General features: G+C 72.4%; 18 protein-coding genes, 1 tRNA gene and 3 pseudogenes. 13 read left to right on the top strand and 9 right to left on the bottom strand.

Going from position 1 to position 21,409, the window contains the following annotated elements; all coding sequences use genetic code 11:
* Positions 1–88: 88 nt before the first annotated feature.
* Positions 89–3,154 (top strand): UPF0182 family protein, encoded by a 3,066-nt coding sequence (locus UK82_RS18030; RefSeq protein WP_044885334.1) that lies wholly within the window; start codon positions 89–91, stop codon positions 3,152–3,154.
* A 119-nt stretch (positions 3,155–3,273) separates the two neighbouring features.
* A tRNA-Met gene (locus UK82_RS18025) sits at positions 3,274–3,350 on the top strand.
* Positions 3,351–3,644: 294 nt separating this feature from the next.
* Here UK82_RS18025 and UK82_RS18020 read toward each other — a convergent pair.
* A complete protein-coding gene (locus UK82_RS18020; RefSeq protein WP_396230586.1) occupies positions 3,645–3,836 on the bottom strand; it encodes a hypothetical protein in 192 nt (63 codons plus the stop codon).
* A 360-nt stretch (positions 3,837–4,196) separates the two neighbouring features.
* Positions 4,197–4,685 (bottom strand): Lrp/AsnC family transcriptional regulator, encoded by a 489-nt coding sequence (locus tag UK82_RS18015; protein WP_044885335.1) that lies wholly within the window; start codon positions 4,683–4,685, stop codon positions 4,197–4,199.
* Positions 4,686–4,913: 228 nt separating this feature from the next.
* Between UK82_RS18015 and UK82_RS18010 the strand changes: the two are divergent.
* Both UK82_RS18010 and UK82_RS41860 read left to right on the top strand, forming a co-directional pair.
* A pseudogene (locus UK82_RS18010) lies at positions 4,914–6,217 on the top strand (aspartate aminotransferase family protein); the annotation flags it as partial.
* 1 nt (position 6,218) lies between these two features.
* A partial coding sequence (locus tag UK82_RS41860) for a hypothetical protein (RefSeq protein ID WP_304438056.1) occupies positions 6,219–6,317 on the top strand: 99 nt, incomplete at its 5' end.
* Positions 6,318–6,636: 319 nt separating this feature from the next.
* Here UK82_RS41860 and UK82_RS18005 read toward each other — a convergent pair.
* Complete coding sequence (locus tag UK82_RS18005) at positions 6,637–7,995, bottom strand: FAD-binding oxidoreductase (RefSeq protein ID WP_055408287.1); 1,359 nt, start codon at positions 7,993–7,995, stop codon at positions 6,637–6,639.
* 189 nt (positions 7,996–8,184) lie between these two features.
* On the opposite strand from UK82_RS18005, the gene UK82_RS18000 reads away from it, so the two are divergent.
* The 3 genes and pseudogenes from UK82_RS18000 to UK82_RS17990 all read left to right on the top strand — a co-directional run bounded on the left by UK82_RS18000 (position 8,185) and on the right by UK82_RS17990 (position 11,476).
* On the top strand, positions 8,185–9,615 hold the full coding sequence (locus tag UK82_RS18000) for a gamma-aminobutyraldehyde dehydrogenase (protein WP_044885338.1): 1,431 nt from the start codon (positions 8,185–8,187) through the stop codon (positions 9,613–9,615).
* Positions 9,616–9,627: 12 nt separating this feature from the next.
* Positions 9,628–10,620: pseudogene (locus UK82_RS17995) on the top strand (alpha/beta fold hydrolase); the annotation flags it as partial.
* 712 nt (positions 10,621–11,332) lie between these two features.
* On the top strand, positions 11,333–11,476 hold the full coding sequence (locus tag UK82_RS17990; protein WP_235487522.1) for a hypothetical protein: 144 nt from the start codon (positions 11,333–11,335) through the stop codon (positions 11,474–11,476).
* A 322-nt stretch (positions 11,477–11,798) separates the two neighbouring features.
* Here UK82_RS17990 and UK82_RS17985 read toward each other — a convergent pair whose 3' ends face one another.
* The 4 genes from UK82_RS17985 to aroA form a co-directional block, all read right to left on the bottom strand.
* Complete coding sequence (locus tag UK82_RS17985; protein ID WP_044885340.1) at positions 11,799–12,518, bottom strand: glycerophosphodiester phosphodiesterase; 720 nt, start codon at positions 12,516–12,518, stop codon at positions 11,799–11,801.
* Between the two features lie 92 nt (positions 12,519–12,610).
* Positions 12,611–13,450 (bottom strand): histidinol-phosphatase, encoded by an 840-nt coding sequence (gene hisN / locus UK82_RS17980; RefSeq protein WP_044885341.1) that lies wholly within the window; start codon positions 13,448–13,450, stop codon positions 12,611–12,613.
* A 99-nt stretch (positions 13,451–13,549) separates the two neighbouring features.
* Positions 13,550–14,536, bottom strand: a complete 987-nt coding sequence (gene rsgA, locus UK82_RS17975) for a ribosome small subunit-dependent GTPase A (protein ID WP_044885342.1) — start codon at positions 14,534–14,536, stop codon at positions 13,550–13,552.
* A gap of 107 nt (positions 14,537–14,643) precedes the next feature.
* Positions 14,644–15,966 carry a 3-phosphoshikimate 1-carboxyvinyltransferase gene (gene aroA, locus UK82_RS17970; protein WP_044885343.1) on the bottom strand — a complete coding sequence of 441 codons (1,323 nt, stop codon included), beginning with the start codon at positions 15,964–15,966 and terminating at the stop codon, positions 14,644–14,646.
* A 54-nt stretch (positions 15,967–16,020) separates the two neighbouring features.
* Between aroA and UK82_RS17965 the strand changes: the two genes are divergently transcribed.
* Positions 16,021–17,340 carry an amidase gene (locus UK82_RS17965; RefSeq protein WP_055408357.1) on the top strand — a complete coding sequence of 440 codons (1,320 nt, stop codon included), beginning with the start codon at positions 16,021–16,023 and terminating at the stop codon, positions 17,338–17,340.
* Here the strand turns inward: UK82_RS17965 and UK82_RS17960 are convergent.
* The gene (locus UK82_RS17960; protein WP_044885345.1) at positions 17,337–18,125 is read right to left on the bottom strand and encodes a methyltransferase domain-containing protein; all 789 of its coding nucleotides are present in this window, start codon (positions 18,123–18,125) and stop codon (positions 17,337–17,339) included. The two genes, UK82_RS17965 and UK82_RS17960, sit on opposite strands and share 4 nt — an antisense overlap.
* A 187-nt stretch (positions 18,126–18,312) precedes the next feature.
* On the opposite strand from UK82_RS17960, the gene UK82_RS17955 reads away from it, so the two are divergent.
* The 5 genes and pseudogenes from UK82_RS17955 to UK82_RS17940 form a co-directional block, all read left to right on the top strand.
* Positions 18,313–18,994, top strand: a 682-nt coding sequence (locus UK82_RS17955; RefSeq protein ID WP_236706079.1) for an alpha/beta family hydrolase, incomplete at its 5' end; no start/stop codon positions are given.
* A 135-nt stretch (positions 18,995–19,129) separates the two neighbouring features.
* Positions 19,130–19,572, top strand: a pseudogene (locus UK82_RS38440) (sigma-70 family RNA polymerase sigma factor); the annotation flags it as partial.
* Between the two features lies 1 nt (position 19,573).
* On the top strand, positions 19,574–19,845 hold a 272-nt coding region (locus UK82_RS38435), incomplete at its 5' end, for a sigma factor-like helix-turn-helix DNA-binding protein (RefSeq protein ID WP_304438055.1).
* Positions 19,842–20,126 carry a mycothiol system anti-sigma-R factor gene (gene rsrA / locus UK82_RS17945; protein ID WP_044885346.1) on the top strand — a complete coding sequence of 95 codons (285 nt, stop codon included), beginning with the start codon at positions 19,842–19,844 and terminating at the stop codon, positions 20,124–20,126. The genes UK82_RS38435 and rsrA, both read left to right, overlap by 4 nt.
* Positions 20,127–20,290: 164 nt before the next feature.
* Positions 20,291–21,244 (top strand): NAD-dependent epimerase/dehydratase family protein, encoded by a 954-nt coding sequence (locus UK82_RS17940; protein WP_044885398.1) that lies wholly within the window; start codon positions 20,291–20,293, stop codon positions 21,242–21,244.
* 81 nt (positions 21,245–21,325) lie between these two features.
* Here UK82_RS17940 and UK82_RS42855 read toward each other — a convergent pair whose 3' ends face one another.
* Complete coding sequence (locus UK82_RS42855) at positions 21,326–21,400, bottom strand: 50S ribosomal protein bL37 (RefSeq protein ID WP_369299096.1); 75 nt, start codon at positions 21,398–21,400, stop codon at positions 21,326–21,328.
* Between the last annotated feature and the right edge of the window lie 9 nt (positions 21,401–21,409).

Below are 21,409 nucleotides of genomic sequence, written 5' to 3'. Positions count from 1 at the left end.
CGTCGGCACCGCCCGGCTGGTGGGTCCGGAAACCCCGGATCCGCCCTTGTCGATGAACACCCGACCGTCCTGACCGCACGGAGGAACTGTGGCAACGACCAGTCGCCGCCCGGTGCTGACCCGCGCCAAGGTGATCGTCCCGGTGCTGCTGGCCGTCGCCCTCGTGATCGCGTTCTTCGCCACCTTCACGCGGCTCTACACGGACCTGCTGTTCTACCGCTCGGTCGATTTCAGCAAGGTCTTCACGACCGTCATCTACACCCGGATCCTGTTGTTCCTCATCTTCGGCGCGGTGATGGCCGTCGTCATCGGGACCAACATCGTACTTGGTTATCGGTTTCGCCCGCAGTTGCGTCCGCTCTCCACCGAACAGCAGAACCTCGAACGCTACCGGTCGGCCATCGAGCCGTACATGAAGCTGATCCTCTTCGGTATCGCGGCGGTGTTCGGCCTGGCGGCGGGGCTGTCGGCCTCCGGCCGGTGGCGGACCTGGCTGCTGTGGGTGAACGGCGAGTCGTTCGGGACCCGGGACCCCCAGTTCCACCGGGACATCAGCTACTACGCCTTCACGTACCCGTTCCAGCGCTTCCTGCTCGGCTTCCTGCTGACCGCCGTGCTGCTGTCCCTGCTGGTCACCGTGCTGACCCACTACCTGTTCGGCGGCATCCGGCTGCAGACGCCGGGGGAGCGGGTGACGCCCGCCGCCAAGGCGCACATCTCCGTGCTGCTCGGACTGCTCGCGCTGCTCAAGGCCTGGGCCTACTACCTCGACCGGTTCGGCTCGGTGTTCTCCTCGCGCGGCGTCGCCACCGGCGCGTCCTACACCGACGTCCACGCCGTGCTGCCCGCGAAGCTGATCCTGCTGTTCATCTCGCTGGCCTGCGCGGTGCTGTTCATCTACAACATCTTCCAGCGCGGCTGGACGCTGCCGCTGCTCGGCGCCGGGATCCTCGTGCTGTCATCGGTGGTCATCGGCGGCATCTACCCGGCGTTCATCCAGCAGTTCCAGGTGCGGCCGAACGAGGCGACCCGCGAGCAGCCGTACATCGAGCGCAACATCGCGGCGACCCGCGCGGCCTACGGCATCCAGAACGTCAAGCCACAGCCGTACGCCGCGCGCACCGATGTCACCGCCTCGCAGGTCGCCGCGGACACCGGCACGGTGCCCAACACCCGCCTGCTCGACCCGAGCAAGCTGTCGCGGACGTTCCAGCAGCTCCAGCAGATCCGCGGCTACTACGGGTTCGAGAAGACCCTCGACGTCGACCGGTACACCGTGACCGGCGCCGACAAGAAGAAGACCACCCGCGACTACGTCGTCTCCGTGCGGGAGCTCAACCAGGCCGGGCTCGGCGTCGACCAGCGCAACTGGATCAACGAGCACCTCACCTACACCCACGGCAAGGGCTTCGTCGCCGCCCCGTCGAACACCGTGGACGAGGGTCAGCCCGCCTTCGACCAGGGCGAGCGGAACCTCCCCCAGGAGGGCGACTTCGGCGTCAAGGAGAACCGGGTCTACTTCGGCGAGATGTCGCCGAACTACTCCGTCGTCGGCACCCGCCAGGTGGAGATCGACGGACCCGGCCCCGGGGCGGACACCCAGGCCACGACCACCTACACCGGCGACGGCGGGGTCTCGATCGGCTCGACCTTCCGGCAGGCCCTGTTCGCGCTGCGCTTCGGCGAGAAGAACCTGCTGCTCTCCGGCGACATCACCAAGAACTCCCGCATCCTGTACGAGCGCAACCCGCGGGACCGGGTCAGCAAGGCCGCGCCCTGGCTCACCCTCGACGGCGACCCGTACCCCGCCGTCGTCGACGGCCGCGTCACCTGGATTCTGGACGGCTACACCACGTCCGACGGCTACCCCTACTCCGCCCGGCGGACCCTGGGCAACGTCACCGCCGACTCGGTGACCGCGCAGAGCGGCAACCGGGCCCGGCAGCCCGCGAACCAGGTCAACTACATCCGCAACTCGGTGAAGGCGACCGTCGACGCCTACAACGGCACCGTCACCCTGTACGCCTGGGACGAGTCCGACCCGGTGCTGCGGACGTGGATGAAGGCCTTCCCGGACACGGTGAAGCCGAAGCGGGACATCTCGCCGTCGCTGAGGGAGCACCTGCGGTACCCCGAGGACCTGTTCAAGGTCCAGCGTGACCTCATCGGCCAGTACCACGTGTCCGACCCGCGGGACTTCTACTCGCAGGAGGACTTCTGGCAGGTGTCGGACTCGCCCGACGGCAGCGGGCAGCCGCAGCCCCCGTTCTACGTCTACAGCCAGCTACCCGGCCGCTCGGGCCCGTCGTACAACCTGACGTCGCCGCTGATCTCGGCCCGGTCGTCGAAGCTCGCGGCCTACATGGCGGTCTCCAGCGATCCGTCCAACTACGGGCAGTTCACCCTGCTCAAACTCCCGCCCGGGGGCACGATCAACGGCCCCGTGCAGGTGCAGAACGCGATCGAGGCCAACGGTGACGTCGCGAACAAGCTGACCCTGTGGCGGGGAGCCGGCTCGCAGACCATCGAGGGCAACCTGCTGACCCTGCCGGTCGCGGGCGGGCTGCTCTACGTCGAGCCGTACTACGTCCAGGCCCGCGGCGGCTCGGGCTATCCCACCCTGCAGGGCATCGCCACCGCCTTCGGGGAGCGCATCGGCTTCGGCACATCCCTGGGGGAGGCACTCGACAAGGTCTTCGGCTCCGGAGCCGGGGCCGCTGCGGCTGGCGCCGGTACCGGAGCCACCACGACCACCGGTGGCGGTCAGGGTGCTACGCAGAGCGGCGGCGCGGGCGCCGCTCCACCGGGCGGGACGTCCGGGCTGCAGGACGCCGTCAACGCCGCCGACAGCGCCTACAAGGCGGGTCAGGACGCCCTGCGCAAGAACCCGCCGGACTTCAACGCCTACGGCCAGGCGCAGACCGACCTGGCCGACGCGCTGAGCCGGCTGCGGACTCTCGCCAGCCCACCGACGACCCCGCCGGCCGCGAGCCCCTCGCCGAGCGGCTCGCCCGCGCCCGCACCTCGCGGCACCGCCGCCGGCTCCGCGCCGCCCAGCGCGTCGCCGACCGCCGCCCCCGCGCGCCCTGCGGGCTCCGCGGGTCCCACGAGCAGTCCGCCACAGCAGCCACGGGCGGCGCCCACCTCCGGCTGATACTCCCGGAACGGGACGATCCGCCCCCTTTATGATCTTCGCCGGGAAGTTCCCAAAATTAGGGCCGCCATCGGTTTGACATCTGCCGGTGGCGGCCCTGTATAGTAAAGACACACCGACGCGGGGTGGAGCAGCTCGGTAGCTCGCTGGGCTCATAACCCAGAGGTCACAGGTTCAAATCCTGTCCCCGCTACCACCGCGAAAAGGCTCCCGGAGATTTCTCCGGGAGCCTTTTCGATTCTCATCGTCCGGTTTGCCTGCTCGGTAGATCCCTGCGGCCCCCGCCCCTTCGCTCGCGGACCGCACGCCTCAGGCGCGCGGAACGGTCTCGACCTCCGTCTCGTGCGTGGGAGAGCGCCTACCTGGCTCTTCCACAGGGTTCGACGCCCGATTTATCCCTGTGGAAGAGACAGCCGGCGCCGCTTCCATGCACACCACCTCGGCCCAGGCGCTGAGGTGGCCGAACCGCGGCTGATTCGCCGGGCGCGGGTCAGCGGGGGCGGGGCGTGCGCCAGGGACTGCTCGGTCGCGCCGCCTCGGCGGCGCGGAGCAGGGACTGGGCGAGGCGGCGGGCCTCGTCCGGGTCGAGGTAGGCGGCGGCGAGCGTATCCAGCATGGGGGCGTCCAGGCGGAGGAGGATCACCGGAGCCTTGCCGGCGCTCGCCGGCGGCTCGGGCCGCACGGTGATCTCGGCCTGCCCAATGCGAGTAACTAGTATGCCGTCCTGCGGGTCATGGTGGACAAGCGCCATGCTCACCCCATCGTGTCTGGGCCGAGTTGTTGTGTCATTGCACGTGTTGGACTCTTGTTGGTACTGCTTGGTTGTTCGGGGAACGGTGTCGGCGGCGTGACTCCGCGTCCGTTCCCCACTCCGGGCGCCTCACCCGTGGCGACGAGTGCCCATCCGCCGGCCCGGCGCGGGCATGCCTCCGACCACGGCTTATCGCCGTCGTCGTCGCGCTTCGCCGCCACCGGTCGCCGTCCCGTTCGTGCCCCTGAATCCCGCGTCACCCTGCCCGCCTGTTGCTGTTGCCCTGGCGCGTCAGCGCGCTCCCCAGGTGTAGGTCTGCTTCACCAGACGCAGGTAGACGAACGTCTCCGTGGCGAGCACCTGCGGCAGGGCACGGATCCGATCGTTGATCAGTTCCAGCAGGTGCTCGTCATCCTCGGCGACGATCTCGACGATGAGGTCGAACGAGCCGGCCGTGAGCACGACGTAGTCGACCTCGGGGAGAGCGGCGATGGTGGCGGCGACCACCCGGGTGTCGCCGGTGACCCGTACGCCGATCATGGCTTCCCGGTGGAAGCCGACCCGCAGCGGATCGGTGACGGCGACGATCTGCATGACGCCGGCGTCGAGCAGCCGCTGGACCCGCTGGCGCACCGCCGCCTCGGACAGCCCGACGGCGGCCGCCATCGCCGCGTACGAGCGCCGGCCGTCCTGCTGGAGCTGTTCGATGATGGCCTTGTTGATGTCGTCCAGCAGCCCGTCTGAGGCGGAGCGCTGGCCGGGTGTCCGTCGAGACCGCACCCGGCATCCTCCTCGTCTCGCCCGGCGGTGCGCCGGTCCGATCGCCGGCCGGGGCGTCGGGCCGCGCCGGCCCGGACCGCTCGGAGGGCGTCCCGTTGTCATCGTATGGCTACGAGCGAATGAACGGGGAAGCGATACCTGAATCCGCTTTTGTCTACGGATTCGCTCGCCCGATGGCCAGTCGAGCTACGCTTTCGGTAGGCGCTTGGCTGAAGGGATGCGTGGACGGTGTCGAATCTGATCGTTACCGAGGCAAGTGTGACCCAGGCCGCACTTCACGCCAGGGCGGCGGAGCTCACCGATCGGGAGGAGGCCCGCCTGCAGAACCGGACCCGTGGTTCCGAACGGCTGCACGCGCGGGCGACGCGGTCGATGACGTCGGGGGTGCCCTCGTCCTACCAGGTCCGCGACCCGTGGCCGATCTACCTCACCCACGGGCGCGGTTCGCTCGTCTGGGATGTCGACGGCAACGAGTACGCCGACTTCCACAACGGCTTCGGCTCGATGGTCCAGGGCCACGCCCACCCCGCGATCGTGCGGGCGGTGACCGAGCGGGTCGCCCTCGGCACCCATTTCGCCATGCCGACCGAGGACTCGGTCATCGTCAGCGAGGAGCTCGCCCGCCGGTTCGGGCTGCCGCAGTGGCGCTACGTCAACTCCGGCTCCGAGGCGACGATGGACGCCATCCGCATCGCCCGCGGGGTCACCGGCCGCGACACAATCGTCAAGATCTTCGGCTCGTACCACGGCCACCACGACTACGTGATGGTGTCGATCGGCACGCCCTACGACGACATCGGTCCGGCCGACAACATGAACTCCCTCGGCTACGGCGCGGGCATCCCGCAGGCCGTCATCGACCTCACCGTGCCCGTCCCGTTCAACGACGCCGCCGCGATGGAGCGCCGGATCGAGGCCCTCGCCGCCGAGGGCCGCCTGCCCGCCTGCGTCATCATGGAGGCGGCGATGATGAACCTGGGCGTCATCCTGCCCGAGCCCGGCTACCTCGAGGCGGTCCGGGAGATCACCGCCCGGCACGGCATCATCCTGATCTTCGACGAGGTCAAGACCGGCCTGTGCGTCGCGGCCGGCGGCGCCACCGAGCGCTTCGGCGTGCGACCCGACATGATCACGCTGGCCAAGGCCCTCGGCGGCGGCCTGCCGTCGGGCGCCATCGGCGCGACCGCGGAGATCATGGAAGTCGTCGCCTCGGACAGGGTCAAGCAGGTCGGCACGTTCAACGGCAACCCGCTGACCATGGCCGCGGCCCGGGCGAGCCTGCTGGAGGTGCTCACCCCCGAGGCCTACGCGCACCTGGACCGCCTCAACGACCGCCTGATCGCCGGCTGCGACGAGATCCTGGCCCGCCACGGCATCCCCGGCTACACCGTCGGGATCAGCTCCAAGGGCTGCGTGCACTTCACCGACGCGCCCATCCGCGACTACACGTCCTTCATGGCCCACCAGAACGCCGAACTGCCCGAGCTCGCCTGGCTCTACAACGCCAACCGCGGCGTCCTGATGGCCCCCGGNCGCGAGGAGGAGTGGACCCTGTCGGTCCAGCACACCGACGCCGACGTCGACCGCTACCTCGACAGCCTCGACCAGCTCACCCGCGACCTCACCGCCTGACCCGCCTGGCACGCCTGGCCGGGGTCGCTGATCATCCCTAGAGGGATCGCAACCAGCAACGCCGCCTGGTTGGAGCGGCGATCCGATCGCGGGATGTTGGTGTTCCGCGGAACCGCGCTGCGCGCCTCAGCCCCAGTTTCAGCCCCCAGCTCCGGCGATCGTGGTGTTCCGCGGAACCGCATCGCGCGACCGGGTGGATCCCGTCCGGCGGAGATCGCCGCTGAGTTGTGTACCGGCGGGCTGAGTGCCCACCCGTCGCTGATGATCCGCGGGGCGATCGGAGACGGCGTTCGGCCGGCCCGTTCGGGCTTGAGGAGGGTCAGTGGCCGGTGAGGTGGTCGAGGGCGGGACCGAGGCGGGAGGGGCGGCCGGTGCGGTTCTCGCGGGTATCGGCGGCCGCGGCGAGCAGGCGGCCGGCGTTGATGCCGAGCCAGCGGGCCGGTTCGGGTTCCCAGGGGCGGCGGCGGTCGACGACCCAGGGGAGCTCGGTGCGAGGGGAGTGCTGGCCGCGGATCAGGTCGGCGAGGGTTCGTCCGGCCAGGGCGGCGGCGGCCACGCCGTCGCCGACGTAGCCGCCGGCCCAGGCCAGGCCGGTGTCGGGGGCGAAACTGACGCCGGGGGTCCAGTCGCGCGGGACGGCGAGAGGGCCGCCCCAGCGGTGGGTGATCCGGGCGTTCGCGGCGGCGGGGAACAGGGTGACCAGGGTGCGGCGGAGGTGCTCGAAGACGGCGGGGGAGGAGTCGAAGGCCGGGCTGGTGCGCGAGCCGAAGTGGTACGGCGCGCCGCGACCGCCGAGGACGATCCGGCCGTCCGCGCTGCGCTGGGCGTAGATGAGCAGCCGGCGCCCGTCGGACAGGGTGACCCGGCGATCCCAGCCGATCTCCGCCCAGACCGACTCCGGCAGCGGCTCCGTGGCGATGATGAGCGAGTAGACGGGGGCGAGGTCGCGGCGCAGGCCGGGCAGGGTGGGGGTGTAGCCCTCGGTGGCCCGCACGACGACGCCTGCCTGGATCTCGCCGTCGGCCAGCACCACCCGACCCGGTTCGATGCGCTCGGCGGGGGAGTGCTCGAACAGCTCGGCGCCGTGGCGCTGCGCCGCCGTCGCGAGGCCGCGGACCAGCTTGACCGGGTGTAGCGCGGCGCACTGCGGATCGAGGATTCCGCCGAGGGCGCCGGGCACCCGGACGAGGCGGGCGGCCTGGTCGGCGTCCAGCCAGCGCGGTGCGGAGTCGACGGCGGGCACGCTCGGGAGGGTTGCGCGGAGGCGGGTGAGCTGGGCGGGGGTGGTGGCGAGTTCGAGGAAGCCGTCCTTGACGAGGTCGCAGTCGATGCCCTCGGCGCGGCAGACGGCGTCGATGTCGTCGATGGTGGCCGCGAGCGGCCCCCGCATCGCCGGCGCCATCGACTGGACGGGGAACAGCGCCGAGCACCAGCCGCCGTTGCGCCCGGACGCGCCGAATCCGGCGATCTCCCGCTCGACGACGGCCACCCGCAGGGTCGGGTCGTCGCGGCGCAGGTGGTAGGCGGTCCACAGGCCGGTGAAGCCGGCGCCGACGATGGCGACGTCGGCGGTGAGCCGGCCCAACAGACGCGGCCGGGGCGTGGGGGCGGGGCCGGCGGTATCCAGCCACAGGGACGGGACGGCGGCTGCGGCGGCGGGACGTCGGCGGCCCGGCATCGTTTCGACCTGCCTTTCTCCGGGGCCGTGCGCCCTCCGCTGGACGGGGCGCGGGTAGCGTGTTTCCGTGGCGTCACGGTCCTTTGTTCACGCTATCCGTGGCCTGAAGTTCGTGTAACCATCGTAATCGTTGTGGTGACATGTCGGGCGGTCGGACGGTCGGGAGACCATCAGCACGAGGAGAGACGTATGGACAAGATCCTCGCCAACTTCGTCAGCGGTGTCTCCAGTCAGACCGCCGGCGGCGAGACGATGTCAATTCTGAACCCGTCGACCGGCGAGCTGTTCGCCGAGGCCCCGCGGTCGGGTCCCGCCGACGTCGACGCCGCCGTCCGCGCCGCGTCCACGGCGTTCGAGACCTGGCGCGACACCACCCCGGCCGAGCGTTCCCGGGCGCTGCTGCGCCTCGCGGACGCGCTGGAGGATCGCGCCGACGAGGTCGCCGCGGTGGAGAGCGCCAACACCGGTAAGCCGCTGCAGCTCACCATCGACGAGGAGATCGGGCCGTCCGCCGACCAGATTCGCTTCTTCGCCGGGGCCGCGCGCCTGCTGGAGGGCCGGGCCGCCGGGGAGTACCTCGCCGGGCACACCAGCTACGTCCGCCGGGAGCCTGTCGGGGTCTGCGCGCAGGTCACGCCGTGGAACTACCCGCTGATGATGGCGGTATGGAAGATCGCCCCGGCGATCGCGGCCGGCAACACGGTCATCCTCAAGCCGTCGGACACGACCCCGGCGTCCAGCCTGCTGCTCGCCGAGATCGCCGCCGAGTTCCTCCCGCCCGGCGTGCTCAACGTCGTCTGCGGGGACCGGGATACCGGGCGGGCGCTGGTCGCGCACCCGGGGCCGGCGATGGTGTCGGTGACCGGCAGCGTGCGGGCCGGCATGGAGGTGGCGCGGGCGGCGGCGGACTCGCTCAAGCGGGTGCATCTCGAGCTCGGCGGCAAGGCGCCGGTCATCGTCTTCGACGACGTGGATCCGGCCGCCGTCGCCGCGGAGATCGCCGGCGCCGCCTACTTCAACGCCGGCCAGGACTGCACCGCGGCGACCCGGGTGCTGGCCGCGCCGGGGATCCACGACGATCTCGTCGCGGCGCTGGCCGAGGCGGCCCGGGGCACCGCGACGGGTTCGCCGGACGAGACCGACGTCGACTACGGCCCGTTGAACAGCGCCGGCCAGCTCGACCGGGTGGGCGGGTTCGTCCAGCGGGCGCCGGAGCACGCCGAGATCCTTGCCGGCGGGGCGCCCCTCGACCGGCCGGGCTACTTCTACCCCGCCACGGTTGTCGCCGGTCTGCGCCAGGACGACGAACTCATCCAGTCGGAGGTCTTCGGCCCGGTCATCACGGTGCAGCGGTTCGACGCGGAGGACACTGCGGTGGCCTGGGCCAACGGCGTGGAGTACGGCCTGGCCTCCAGCGTCTGGACGCGCGATCACGGCCGGGCCATGCGGGTCGCGCGCCGCCTGGACTTCGGCTGCGTATGGATCAACACTCATATCCCGATCGTCGCGGAGATGCCGCACGGCGGATTCAAGAAGAGCGGCTACGGCAAGGATCTGTCCGTGTACGGCCTGGAGGACTACACCAGGATCAAGCACGTGATGAGCAACATCGAGTTCTGAGCTGGGGTGGCCATGACCGTCGGTGCGCCGAGTGCGGGGGCTGGGGGGCTGACCCCGCGGTTCGTCACGGTCCACGGGTATCGGCGCTGCTATCTGCGCGCCGGCCGCGGACCGGTGCTGCTGCTGATCCACGGCATCGGGGACAACGCCCGCACCTGGGGGCCGATCATTCCCGAGCTCGCGCGGCGCCACACGGTGATAGCCCCCGACCTGCTCGGACACGGGGAGTCGGACAAGCCGCGCGGTGACTACTCGGTGGCCGGCTATGCCTGCGGCATGCGTGACCTGCTCACCGTGCTCGGCATCGAGCGGGCGACGGTCGTCGGGCATTCGCTCGGTGGCGGGGTCGCGATGCAGTTCGCCTACCAGTTCCCGGAGCGCTGCGAGCGGCTCGTCCTGGTGTCCACCGGCGGGGTCGGGCCCGATCTGCACCCGGCACTTCGGGCCGCGGCGCTGCCGGGCGCCGGCACGGTGATGTCGCTGATGGGCATCCCGCCGGTGCGGCTCGCCGGCTGGGCCGGACTGCGGGCACTGCGGGCACTGCACACCGCCCTCGGCCGCGATGCCGAGGACATCCTGCACGTCTGCGACTCGCTCGGGGTGCCGACGGCGCGGGCGGCCTTCCTCCGGACGCTACGAAGCGTCGTCGACGCCCGCGGGCAGGCCATCACGATGCTCGACCGCTGCTATCTGGCCGCCGGGATGCCGTCGCTGATCGTCTGGGGCGACCGGGACGCGGTGATCCCGGTCGATCACGCCCGGATCGCGCATGCGGCCATGCCCGGAAGCCGGCTGGAGATCTTCTCCGGTGCCGGGCATTTTCCCCATCACAGCGATCCCGCGCGCTTCCGGCGGGTTCTCGAGGATTTCCTGGCCACGACCAGGCCGGCGAGCCACTCGCCACGCCAATGGCGGATGCTGCTGCGCGAACACGGCCGGGAGGAGCGCACCCCCCGGCCGATGGACGATCCCGGCATCCCGGCCTCGCCCACGGCGGCTGCCACGACCGGCACCGAGAGCACCGGCACCGAGACGAACACCGGCACCGAGACGAACACCGGCACCGAGACGAACACCGCGATCGAGACGAACTACACGATCGAGACGAACACCGGCACCGTGAACGCCACCACCGCCGAGTCCCCCCGTTCGGGGACGTCGCGGGTGGGGAAGCCGCGGGTGGGGGCGTCGCGGGTAGGGGAGCGGCCGTCGCGGGGCACCGGCCGGGGCGGGCCGCCCGATCCGGGCGCACCCGTCGGCTGAGGGCTCGCGGGCCGGTATCAGGCCGTTTCGGGTTCGACCTGGCCGGCGTCGCGCACCGCGGTTCGGTCTATGCCCTCGCGGCCGCGGATGGACGGCTAAGCGATGGGTGGGCCGGAAGGCCCCCGGACAGATGCGGTCATGCCTTCTCGGCTGAACCGCTCTCCTCGACGCTCTTCGTCACCGGGAAGTTCCCGGGGTCGACGGAGATCCTGCCCACTCGTACCTTGTGCATGGTCGCCTGTTCGGGCCACCCGGCGTTCGGATGATGCACAGCCTTCGGCGCGGGTCTGCATTAACAGGTCGCCACCCGCTATCGTGGAGTTCAACGGGCAGGCCGACGTCAATATGGCCTATCCTTGGTGGCGTAACACCAAAGTCCTCAAATCTCGGAGGTCGACCCTTGGCACGCCGTGCACGACTCAGCTGGCCGCAGGAACGGCACCAGGCGAGTGAAGTGGTTGTCAGCCGGGTTGACCCCGGGCGGGGCTGGACGCTGGAGCAGGCCCGTGACCTGGTGCGACAGGGTTACTCCGTCGAGCATGTGGCGGAACGCACCGGGTTTCCGGAGCAGATGCTGAAAGTCGCCGAGGAGGACTGAGCGGAGTCGCCCGTCATCCGGGTGTCAGGAAAGTGCCACGGTGAGCCATGGTCGCCCACCGTCGTCAACCGCGCGGTAATCGCTTCTGCGGGCCAATCCATCGGGCCGGTCGGCCGATCTTTCGTGGCCACTCTCCGTCGGTGGTCCCTATAGCTACCTCAAGCCAACCTAACCGTCGACGATATGACGGTGCGCCGGAGTCAGGTCACGCTGCGCACAACGCAATGGGCGACTACGTCGGCTTCGTCAACCAATTCGCCCCGATGCGCCGCCCGTGCTTCCGACTCATCCGCTGGTCCGACGCTATGCTGCTGGTCCGGCGCTATGCCGCAGCGGAACCGGTGACCCGCACCAGCCGCGCCAGATGGTCGCTGTAGACCGCGTCGAGCCCGTATCCGGCCAGGCGTACCAGCGTGCTTGTGCTCTGCGCATCCCAACCGAACGCGGCGATACCGAGGTCGTGCAGAACGCCGACGATCCCGGCGCGCGGGGGCGTCCATTCCCGGGTCCGGAGGTTCAGCGCGGCCACCCCGGCGGCGCGCAGCCGCTCGCCGTAGGTGCTGATCCCGCCACCATCCATCACGGTGCGCATCGACGTGGAATTCACCAGGCGCACGTCCGGGTCACGATCCCGGAAGGCGGCGAGCTCCGGGAGGTTCCCGCACAGCCACAGCCGCCGGGCCGCCGAGCTTCCGCCCGCCCGCCGGGCCACGGCGACCACGGCGTCCGCCGCGGGCGCCCAGCCACCGGGCGGCCCCTTCAGATCGAGGCTGAACTCGAACGACGTGCCGAGTTCGGCGTAGAACGCGGTCAGCGACGGCACCCAGCCGGGCAGCCGGTCGGCGGTCAGATCGCTGATCCGCCGCCGCCGGCCAGGCGGTCCGAGCACCCCGTCGTGGTGCAGCACCGCCACCCCGTCCGCGGTCAGCCAGGCGTCCGACTCCAACCCGCTGGCCCCGCCGGCCAACGCACGGCGGAACGCGGGCAGGGTGTTCTCCCGTTGGTGCGGGGCCGGCGCCCCGCGATGCGCGAAGCCGATCACCGGCCGCCACTCATCTCCGTCATCCGACTGTCAGGACCGTCCGGTGTAACCCGGCGGGGCGCCACCGGGGCGCCCCGTGGCTGCGCGGGGACTCAGGGGTTGAAGGAACGCAGCGCGACGTCGTGCAGGTGGCCGTTGGTCGTCAGCACGGTGCCGTGGCCCGGGCCGCGGCGGCCGGCCAGGTCGGTGAACCGGCCGCCGGCCTCCTCGACGATGACCTGCAGCGCCGCCATGTCCCACAGGGACACCTCGGGTTCGCAGGCGAGGTCCACCGCGCCCTCGGCGACCATCATGTGCGACCAGAAGTCGCCGTAGGCCCGGGTCCGCCAGACCTGGTCGGCCAGGTGCAGGAACTGGTCGAGCCGGTCCGCGGTCCGCCAGCCCTCCACCGAGGCGAAGGACATGAACGCGTCCGCCAGCCGGCCGACCGAGGAGACCTTGAGCGCCCGGGTGTCGCCGGTGGCGTCCCGGGTGAACGCGCCGGTGCCCCGGGCTCCCCACCAGCGCCGGCTCATCGCGGGTGCGCTCGCCACGCCGACGACCATCTGGCCGTCCACCTCCAGGCCGAGCAGAGTGCCCCAGACCGGCACGCCACGCACGAAGTTCTTCGTCCCGTCGACGGGGTCGAGGATCCAGCGCCGCCGGGCACCCGCGCCGACGAGCCCCTCCTCCTCGCCGAGGACGGCGTCCCCCGGCCGGGCGACGGCAAGCCGCTCACGGATCATGGATTCGACGGCGGTGTCGGCGTCGGAGACCGGGGTGTTGTCCGGCTTGGATTCGACGTGCAGATCGACGGCTTGGAAACGGGAAAGAGTAATCCGATCGGCAGCGTCCGCGAGACTCAGCGCGAGCGCGAGATCGTCGGCGACGGCAACGGCGTCGATGTCCTCGGTCGATTCGGTGCCCACGGAGGTGGGGTTAGGCGGGGTCACGCCTGCGAGACTACGAGCCGAGCCCCCTGGCGCGTCGGTGACGCGGACGGCAGGCCCCGCGTGGCGGGAAGAGTGTGACGAATCTCGCGAGCTGCATTCTCATAGGGGGGTTCCGCGGGCCGCCAGCAAGCGGCGAAGGCTCGCGAGCCGGGCGGCGTCGGCCTCGCCGTCGCGCACCGCCGAGTCCAGCGCGCAGTCGGGCGACGGGGCGAGATGCTCGCAGCCGGGCTGGCAGTGCTCGGCCGCGGCGGCGAGGTCGGAGAAGGCCCGCAGCACCCGGTTCGGTGCCACCGCGCCGAGGCCGAACGACCGGACCCCCGGTGTGTCGATCACCGTCCCGCCTCCCGGGAGCAGCAGCGCCACGGCCGCCGACGACGTGTGCCGGCCGCGGCCCGTCACGGCGTTGACCTCGCCGATCGCCAGGTCCGCGGCCGGCACCAGCCGGTTGACCAGGCTGGACTTCCCGACCCCGCTGTGGCCGAAGAACACGCTGACCCGGTCGGTCAGCAGCGCCAGCAGCGGGTCGAGGTCGCAGTCCGGCTGGGTCGTCAGCACCGGGAATCCCAGCGGCCGGTACAGCTCGATCAGCGGCGCGGGGTCGGCCAGGTCGGTCTTGGTCAGGCACAGCACCGGGGACAGTCCGCCGTCGTAGGCGGCGACCAGGCAGCGGTCGATGAGGCCCGGCCGCGGCACCGGATCGGTCACCGAGCAGACGATGACCAGGATGTCGGCGTTCGCGACGATCGGCCGCTCCGCCGGGTCGGTGTCGTCGGGCGTGCGCCGCAGGACGCTCGTGCGCTCCTCGCGGCGCACCAGCCGGGCCAGCGCCCCGGACGTCCCCGAGACGTCGCCCACCAGCGCGACCCGGTCCCCGACGACCACCGACGTGCGGCGCATCGACCCGCCGCGCACCGCGGCGACCAGCCGCTGCGGCGTCGGGCCCGGCCGGCAGGTGTAGCGGCCACGGTCGACGCCGACCACCACCGCCGGCACCGCCTCGGCGTGGTCGGGCCGCTCCCGGGTCCGGGGACGCGAGCTGCGCCCCGGTCGCACCCGGACATCGTCCTCGTCCAGTTCGCGGGCCATCGGCTAGCCCCTAGCCCGGTTCGCCGCGTCGCTCAAGCTGTCAGGGCTCAAGCTGTCAGGGCTCAAACTGTCAGGGCTCAAACTGCCAGGGCTCATTCCGCCAGGGCTCATCCGGCCAGCATCGCCGTCCACATGCGGGGGAAGTCCGGCACCGTCTTGCCGGTCGTCGCGATGTCGTCGATGACGATCCCCGGCACGACCAGGCCCACCACCGCGTACGCCATGGCCAGCCGATGGTCGCCGCGCGGGTCGAGGCGCGCGCCGCGCAGGGGCGCCGGCTCGATCGCCAGCCCGTCGTCGGTCACCGTGATCCGTGCCCCCAGACTGCCGAGCTCCTGGGCGAGGGCGACGAGCCGGTCGGTCTCGTGCAGGTGCAGGTGCCCGATGCCGCGCAGCCGGGACGGCGAGTCGGCGAGGACGGCGAGCGCGGTCAGGACGGGCGCGGCCTCCCCGAAGTCGCCGAGGTCGACGTCGATCCCGTGGATCCCGCCGCCGCCGCTGACCGCCAGCCCCGCTGCGGTGCGCTCGGTCGTGGCGCCCATCGCCGCCAGCAGCGTGGGGAGCATCCGACCGGGCTGCTCCGTCGCCTCGGGCCAGTCCGGCACCACCACCCGCCCCCCGGTGGCGACCGCGGCCGCGAGGAAGGCCGCGGCGCTGTTCATGTCCGGCTCGATGGCCCGGTCGGCGGCGGTGAGCTCGCCGGGCTCCACCCGCCAGCGCCGGCTGCCGTCGGTGCCGGGCGGCGCGACCTCGACGACCGCGCCCGCCGCCCGCAGGTCGGCGACCGTCATGTCCAGGTAGGGGCCCGACGGCAGGCGCGCCCCGCGGTGCACGACCGTGACCCCGGCGTCGTAGCGGGGGGCGGCGAGCAGCAGGCCGGAGACGAGCTGGCTGGAGTCGGAGGCGTCGACGGTGACCTCGCCGCCGGGCAGCCGACCGCGGCCGCGCACGGTGAAGGGCATCCGGTCGCCGTCGATGTCGGCGCCGAGCCGGCGCAGCGCGCCGAGCAGCGGAGTGAGCGGCCGGTCGCGCATGCGGGCGTCGCCGTCGAACTCGACGTCGCCCTCGCGCAGGGTGGCCAGGGCCGGGGTGAACCGGGCGACGGTGCCCGCGTTGCCGCACTCGGCCCGCGTGCCGGCGGCGAGGCGCGCGGCCGGCACGGGTCGCACGACCCAGTCCGGCCCGTCGGTGCTGATCTCGGCACCCAGCGCGCGCAGCACCCCCGCCATCAGCAGGGTGTCGCGCGAGCGCAGGGCGCCGCGCAGCCGGGACGGCCCGTTCGCCAGGGCGGCGAGAACGAGCGCCCGGTTCGTGCCGGACTTCGCGCCGGGCACCGGGACGACAGCCGTCACGGGGCGCTGCGCGGTCGGGGCCGGCCACGGGTCGGACTGCGTGCCCGTGGCCTCGGGGCCGGTCAGGATGCTCACCATGACAGCATGCCGGATGGTCGGCCGCCCCCGGCGCCGGCGGTACCGGACGGGCCGATGAATCATGTGCGCCGTGAGTACCCGGCGCTCGGCGCCACCGAGCTGGCCGCGCTGGTCCGCGCCGGGCTGATCGCCCCGCAGGCCCCGGTCGAGGCGGCCCTGACCCGGCTGCGGGAGACCGACGGCGCGCTGCGGGCCTTCACCTCCTGTTGGCCGGCCTGGGCCGCGTACCGGGCCAGCCTGGTCAGCCGGGCGCTCGCCCGCGGCGCCGAGCTGCCGCTGGCCGGTGTGCCGATCGCGGTCAAGGCGGGCAGCGACGTCACGGCGCCCACGACCCGCCGGCTGCTCGCCGCGGGGGCCATCGTGATCGGGGCGACGGCGGTGCCGATCCGAACGGCGCATCCCTGGCAGACCTGGGGGCACACCACCCGCGGCCCGACGGTGAACCCGTGGCGGCCCGATCGAGTGCCCGGTGGATCGTCGGCGGGCTCGGCGGTCGCCGTGGCCAGCGGAGTCGTTCCCCTCGCGACCGCCGCTGACGGCGCCGGCTCCACCCGCATCCCCGCGGCCTGGTGCGGCGTGGTCGGGCTCAAGCCGACCAACGGCCGCTTCCCCGGCCCCGACCGCGCCGGCCTGACCGTGCCCGGCCCGATCGTCCGCCACGCCGCCGACGCGGCGGCCTGGTGGGCGGTCGTCGCCGGCGCCAGCGAGGTGCCGCCGGTGGTGCCTCCCGGGGGCAAGCGGGAGGGCGGGCGGCTCGGAATCGCCGTCTGGTCGTCGACGCTTGGCTTCGCCAGGCCCGAGCCGGAGGTGGTCGCCGTGAGCCGGGCCGCCGCCGACCGGCTTGCCGCCGCGGGCGTGCTGGCCTGGACGGACGTGCCCGTCGAGCTGCTTGACCCGGAGGCGGCGTGGACCGCACTGAGAGCGGCGTCAGCGGGCCCGGGGACGGCGGCTGCCGGGACTGCGGCCGCTGGGACTGCGGCTGTCGGGACTGCGGCCGCTGGGACTGCGGCTGTCGGGACTGCGGCCGCTGGGACTGCGGCCGCGTCAAACGCCGCGGCGGTGCGCGCGCATAACGACCGATGCCTCGCGGGCGTGCTTGCTCGGGCGGACGTGCTGCTCACGCCGACAACGCCTAACCGGCCGCATCCGCATGCGGGCCCCGGCGAGGTCCGCAGCGTGAGCCTGACCTGGGCATTCAATCTCAGTGGGCAGCCGGCGGTGAGCGTGCCCGCGGGTTTCACCGCCGACGGCTGCCCGGTCGGGCTGCAGATCGTCGGCCGTCATGGCGAGGAGGGCCGTCTGCTGCGCCTCGTCGCCGCACTGGAACGGCTCGTCCCCTGGCCGTCGCCGGCACCGGACCGGTGGACCGGTTAGGCGGGCCGGCGGGCCGAGGCGATCAGGTGGATGCCGATGGACTCGCCCTCGCGCTCGGCGGAGAGCTCCACCTCCGTGCGCACGAGGGTGGGAAAGCAGGAGACGTCCTCGGCCACGGCCCGCTTGACCGCCTCGGCGGACAGCACCGTGCGCGGCCGGATCCAGTCGACGACGAAGCCGGCGCTGGTCAGCAGCGCCCGCAGCTCCTCCGGCCAGAAGCAGCGGGTGATGGTGCCGTCCTCGGCGGGAACGAGCACCACGTCGGCGCGGGGGACGTCGGACAGCTCCGCCCAGCGATGCTGCTCGGCGAGGCGGGCGAGGCCGAGCAGCAGCGAGTCGACGCAGAGCAGCAGCCGCCCGCCCGGGCGCAGCATGCTGTGGATCTCGTCGAGGGTGGTCTCCGTGGCCAGGCAGAACGACAGTGCCCGTGCCTCGGCGAGCACCGCGTCGAACGAGACGGGGGAGAACCAGTCCAGCGAGCGGGCGTCGCCCACGACCGGCAGCAGCGCGCCCGGGCCGGCGGCCGGCTCGGCCGGCTCGGCCTGGGCCACCACCCGCACGACCTGGTGACCCGCGGTCACCATCTGGCGGGCGAAGCGGGCCCGGGGGCCGGAGACGTCAAGCACCCGCGCCGGCTGCGCCGGCAGCCACTCCCGCAACTGGGCCGACGCGACCTCCTCATAGAAGGCCCAGTACGGATCGTCACTGTCGGCCGGAGCCTCGCAGACCAGGGTGTTTGCTCGTCCACGGGGCGGGCCTGGGTCGGCGTCGAGGCCAGGCAGCATGAAGCTTTCCTACCCTTCGGGAGGCAATGATGCGAGGCAAGTCACACACTCAAGGTGGAAGTCTGACAGATTCTGCGCCCGACCACGCCGTGTCCTTCCCTGCTGTGTCGGATCGATGCGCGCCGGTCCCGCCACCCCCTGACGCCGGCCCCGGACCTACGTCCGGTGACGGTGCCTGCGGGGCTGNCGGTGCCTGCGGAGCTGATGGTGCCTGCATAGCTGTGGACGGCGGGCGGCTGCGGGTGGTTCCCGGGATCGGCGAGTCGACCGTCGTGTTCCTGCACGGGGCCGGCAGCGGCGTCGACACGCCCCTGTTCGACGCGCTGGCCGCCCGGCTGGGCGCCGCCGGGGTGCGGGTCGCCCGGCTGGAGATGCCCTACCGGGTGGCCGGGCGCCGGGCGCCGGACCGACCGGCCCGCCTCGACGCGGTGGCCACCGCCGCGATCGAGGCGCTCGGGACGCCGCGCCCGCTGGCCCTCGCCGGGGTGTCGATGGGCTCGCGGGTCGCCATGCGGGTCGCCGCCGGGTCCGGCGCGTGCGGGGTGCTCGCCCTCGGCTTCCCGCTGCGGCCGCCGGGCACCACCGCGAATGGCGGTCCGAAGCCGTCGCGACAGGGGGAGCTCGACGGCGCCGGCGTGCCCGTCCTCGTCGTCCAGGGCGACCGGGACACCTTCGGCCGACCGGAGCCGGATCCGGCGCTTGACCGGCGGGTGCACCTCGTCGCGGGCGGCGACCACTCCTTCCGGACCCGGGTGCGGGACGGCCGGCCGGCCGGCGAGGCCGTCGCCGAGGCCGCCCGGATCGGTGCCGCATTCCTGCTCGACCGAATGGGCCCGTCGGGCCCGGGGCGGGAATCAGCCGCGGGGTGATCGGCGTTGACGTCGTTGTCTCACGAGGTCACGGAGGTCTCATGACTCCTGCGAACGCCACGCACCGGCAGCCGTCGGCGCAGTCGCGACATGTCCCACAATGGCCCCCTGTGGCCGTCGTGCCGATGCGCGCCNAGACCGTGGTCGGGGTATCGTCCGCTCCGGAGAGACGGTCCGGTTCCGTCCGACCCGAAACCCGGAACGCGGAGTGGGCCGTTGCACAGCGTGACGGTGAGGGAGTGATCCTGGTCGACGAGACCACCGAGGAGCGGGGCGCGCGGTTCGAGCGCGACGCCCTCCCGTACCTCGACCAGCTTTATGCGGCCGCCCTGCGGATGACCCGCAACCCGGCCGACGCGGAGGACCTCGTCCAGGAGACCTTCGTCAAGGCGTTCGCGGCCTTCCATCAGTTCCAGGAGGGCACGAACCTCAAGGCGTGGCTCTACCGGATCCTCACCAACACCTTCATCAACACCTACCGCAAGCGGCAGCGGCAGCCGTTGCAGAGCCCGACCGAGCAGGTCGAGGACTGGCAGCTCGCCGAGGCGGAGTCGCACACGTCCAGCGGCCTGAAGAGCNCGGAGACCGAGGCGCTGGAGCACCTGCCCGACAGCGACATCAAGGACGCGTTGCAGGCGTTGCCGGAGGATTTCCGGATGGCGGTGTACCTCGCCGACGTCGAGGGCTTCGCCTACAAGGAGATCGCGGAGATCATGGGAACGCCGATCGGGACCGTGATGTCCCGGCTGCACCGTGGACGACGCGGTCTGCGCAAGTCCTTGGAGCAGTACGCGGCGGGTCGTGGGCTGGTGGGCGCCGGGTCCGCCGACGGCGAGGGTGGTGCGTCGTGAGCTGCGGTGGTGAGCACGAGATCGACTGCCGGAAGGTGTTGGACGCGGTCTTCCTGTACCTCGACGGTGAGTGCGACGGCGGCCAGCAGAACCTCATCCGGTCGCATCTCGACGAGTGCTCCCCGTGCCTGCGCGAGTTCGGCGTGGAACACGAGGTGAAGATGCTCGTCGCCCGCAAGTGCGGCGGGGAGCGAGCGCCGGACTCGCTGCGGACCAGTGTCCTGGCCCGGCTCCGGTCGGCCCGGGTGGAGGCGGACGCCACGGAGTTCCGGCCCGAGTAGGGCGCCGGTAGCCCGGCCGCGAGGCCGCCCCGCTTCACTGCCCCGCTTCACTGCCCCGTTTCATCGAACGCGAGCACCCGCCGTGACGGCGCCTGGCCGCCACGGCGTTCGCGGTCACCTGGTGTACAGGAAGTGCACAGGAGTGCGGGCTAGTGTCCTGTCTCGTGCGCATCCTCGTCACCGGCGCGGCCGGCTTCATCGGTTCCACCGTCACCGACCGGCTGCTGGCCGACGGTCACAGCGTCGTCGGCGTCGACGACCTGTCCACCGGCCGCCTGGCCAACCTCACCGCCGCGGCGGCGGACCCCCGCTTCTCCTTCGAGCAGCTCGACGTCACCTCGCCCGAGCTGCTCGCCCTTGCCGACCGGGTGCGACCCGAGGTGGTCGCCCACCTGGCGGCCCAGATCGACGTCCGGGTCAGCGTCGCAGACCCGCTGCGCGACGCGCGGCAGAACGTGCTCGGCACGATCAACGTCCTCGAGGCCAGCCGCCTCGCCGGCACGTCCAAGGTCATCCACACGTCGTCCGGCGGGTCGATCTACGGTTCGCCCGCGCGGTTGCCGGTGGACGAGACCGCGCCGGTGGCGCCCGAGTCCCCGTACGCCGCGGGCAAGGCCGCCGGCGAGCTGTATCTCAACGTCTACCGGGCCACCCACGGCCTGGCTTCGACCGCCCTGGCGCTGGCCAACGTCTACGGGCCGCGGCAGGATCCGCACGGCGAGGCGGGCGTCGTCGCCATCTTCGGCACGGCCATGCTGGCCGGCCGGCCAGCGAAGATCTTCGGTGACGGCACCGCGAGCCGGGACTACGTGTTCGTCGGCGACGTGGCCGAGGCGTTCGCCCGGGTGCTGCCGGTGGACGCCGCCGCCGGCAGCCGGCTCAACATCGGCACCGGCGTCGAGACCAGCGTCCGGGAGCTGCACAGCCGGATTGCCGCCATCATCGGCGCGCCCGACACCCCGCTGCGGGCGCCGGCGCGTCCCGGCGAGCTGGCCCGCATCGCCCTGGCCGTGGGCCTGGCCGAGCGGCTGGTGGGCTGGCGACCCGAGGTCGACCTCGACGCGGGCCTGGCGCGGACCGTCGCCTGGCTGCGCCGGCAGACCGTCGCCGCGGCCTGAGCGGCGCCTGGCGGCGGGCCGTGCGCGCACGGCCCGCCGAGCTGGTCAGGTGTTCAGCGCTGCCTCGGTGTCCGGGGCTGCTCAGGTGTTCGGGCGCTTGCCGTGGTTGGCCTTGCTCTTGGCCCGCGCGCGCCGCTTGCGCTTCTTCTTCGCCATGGCGTCCTC

The sequence above is a fragment of the Frankia sp. ACN1ag genome, assembly GCF_001414035.1.
In the GTDB taxonomy this organism is placed as follows: Bacteria; Actinomycetota; Actinomycetes; order Frankiales; family Frankiaceae; genus Frankia; species Frankia torreyi.
The sequence above is the reverse complement of the archived record's forward strand: the minus strand, read 5'-3'. Positions and strand labels throughout refer to the sequence as shown.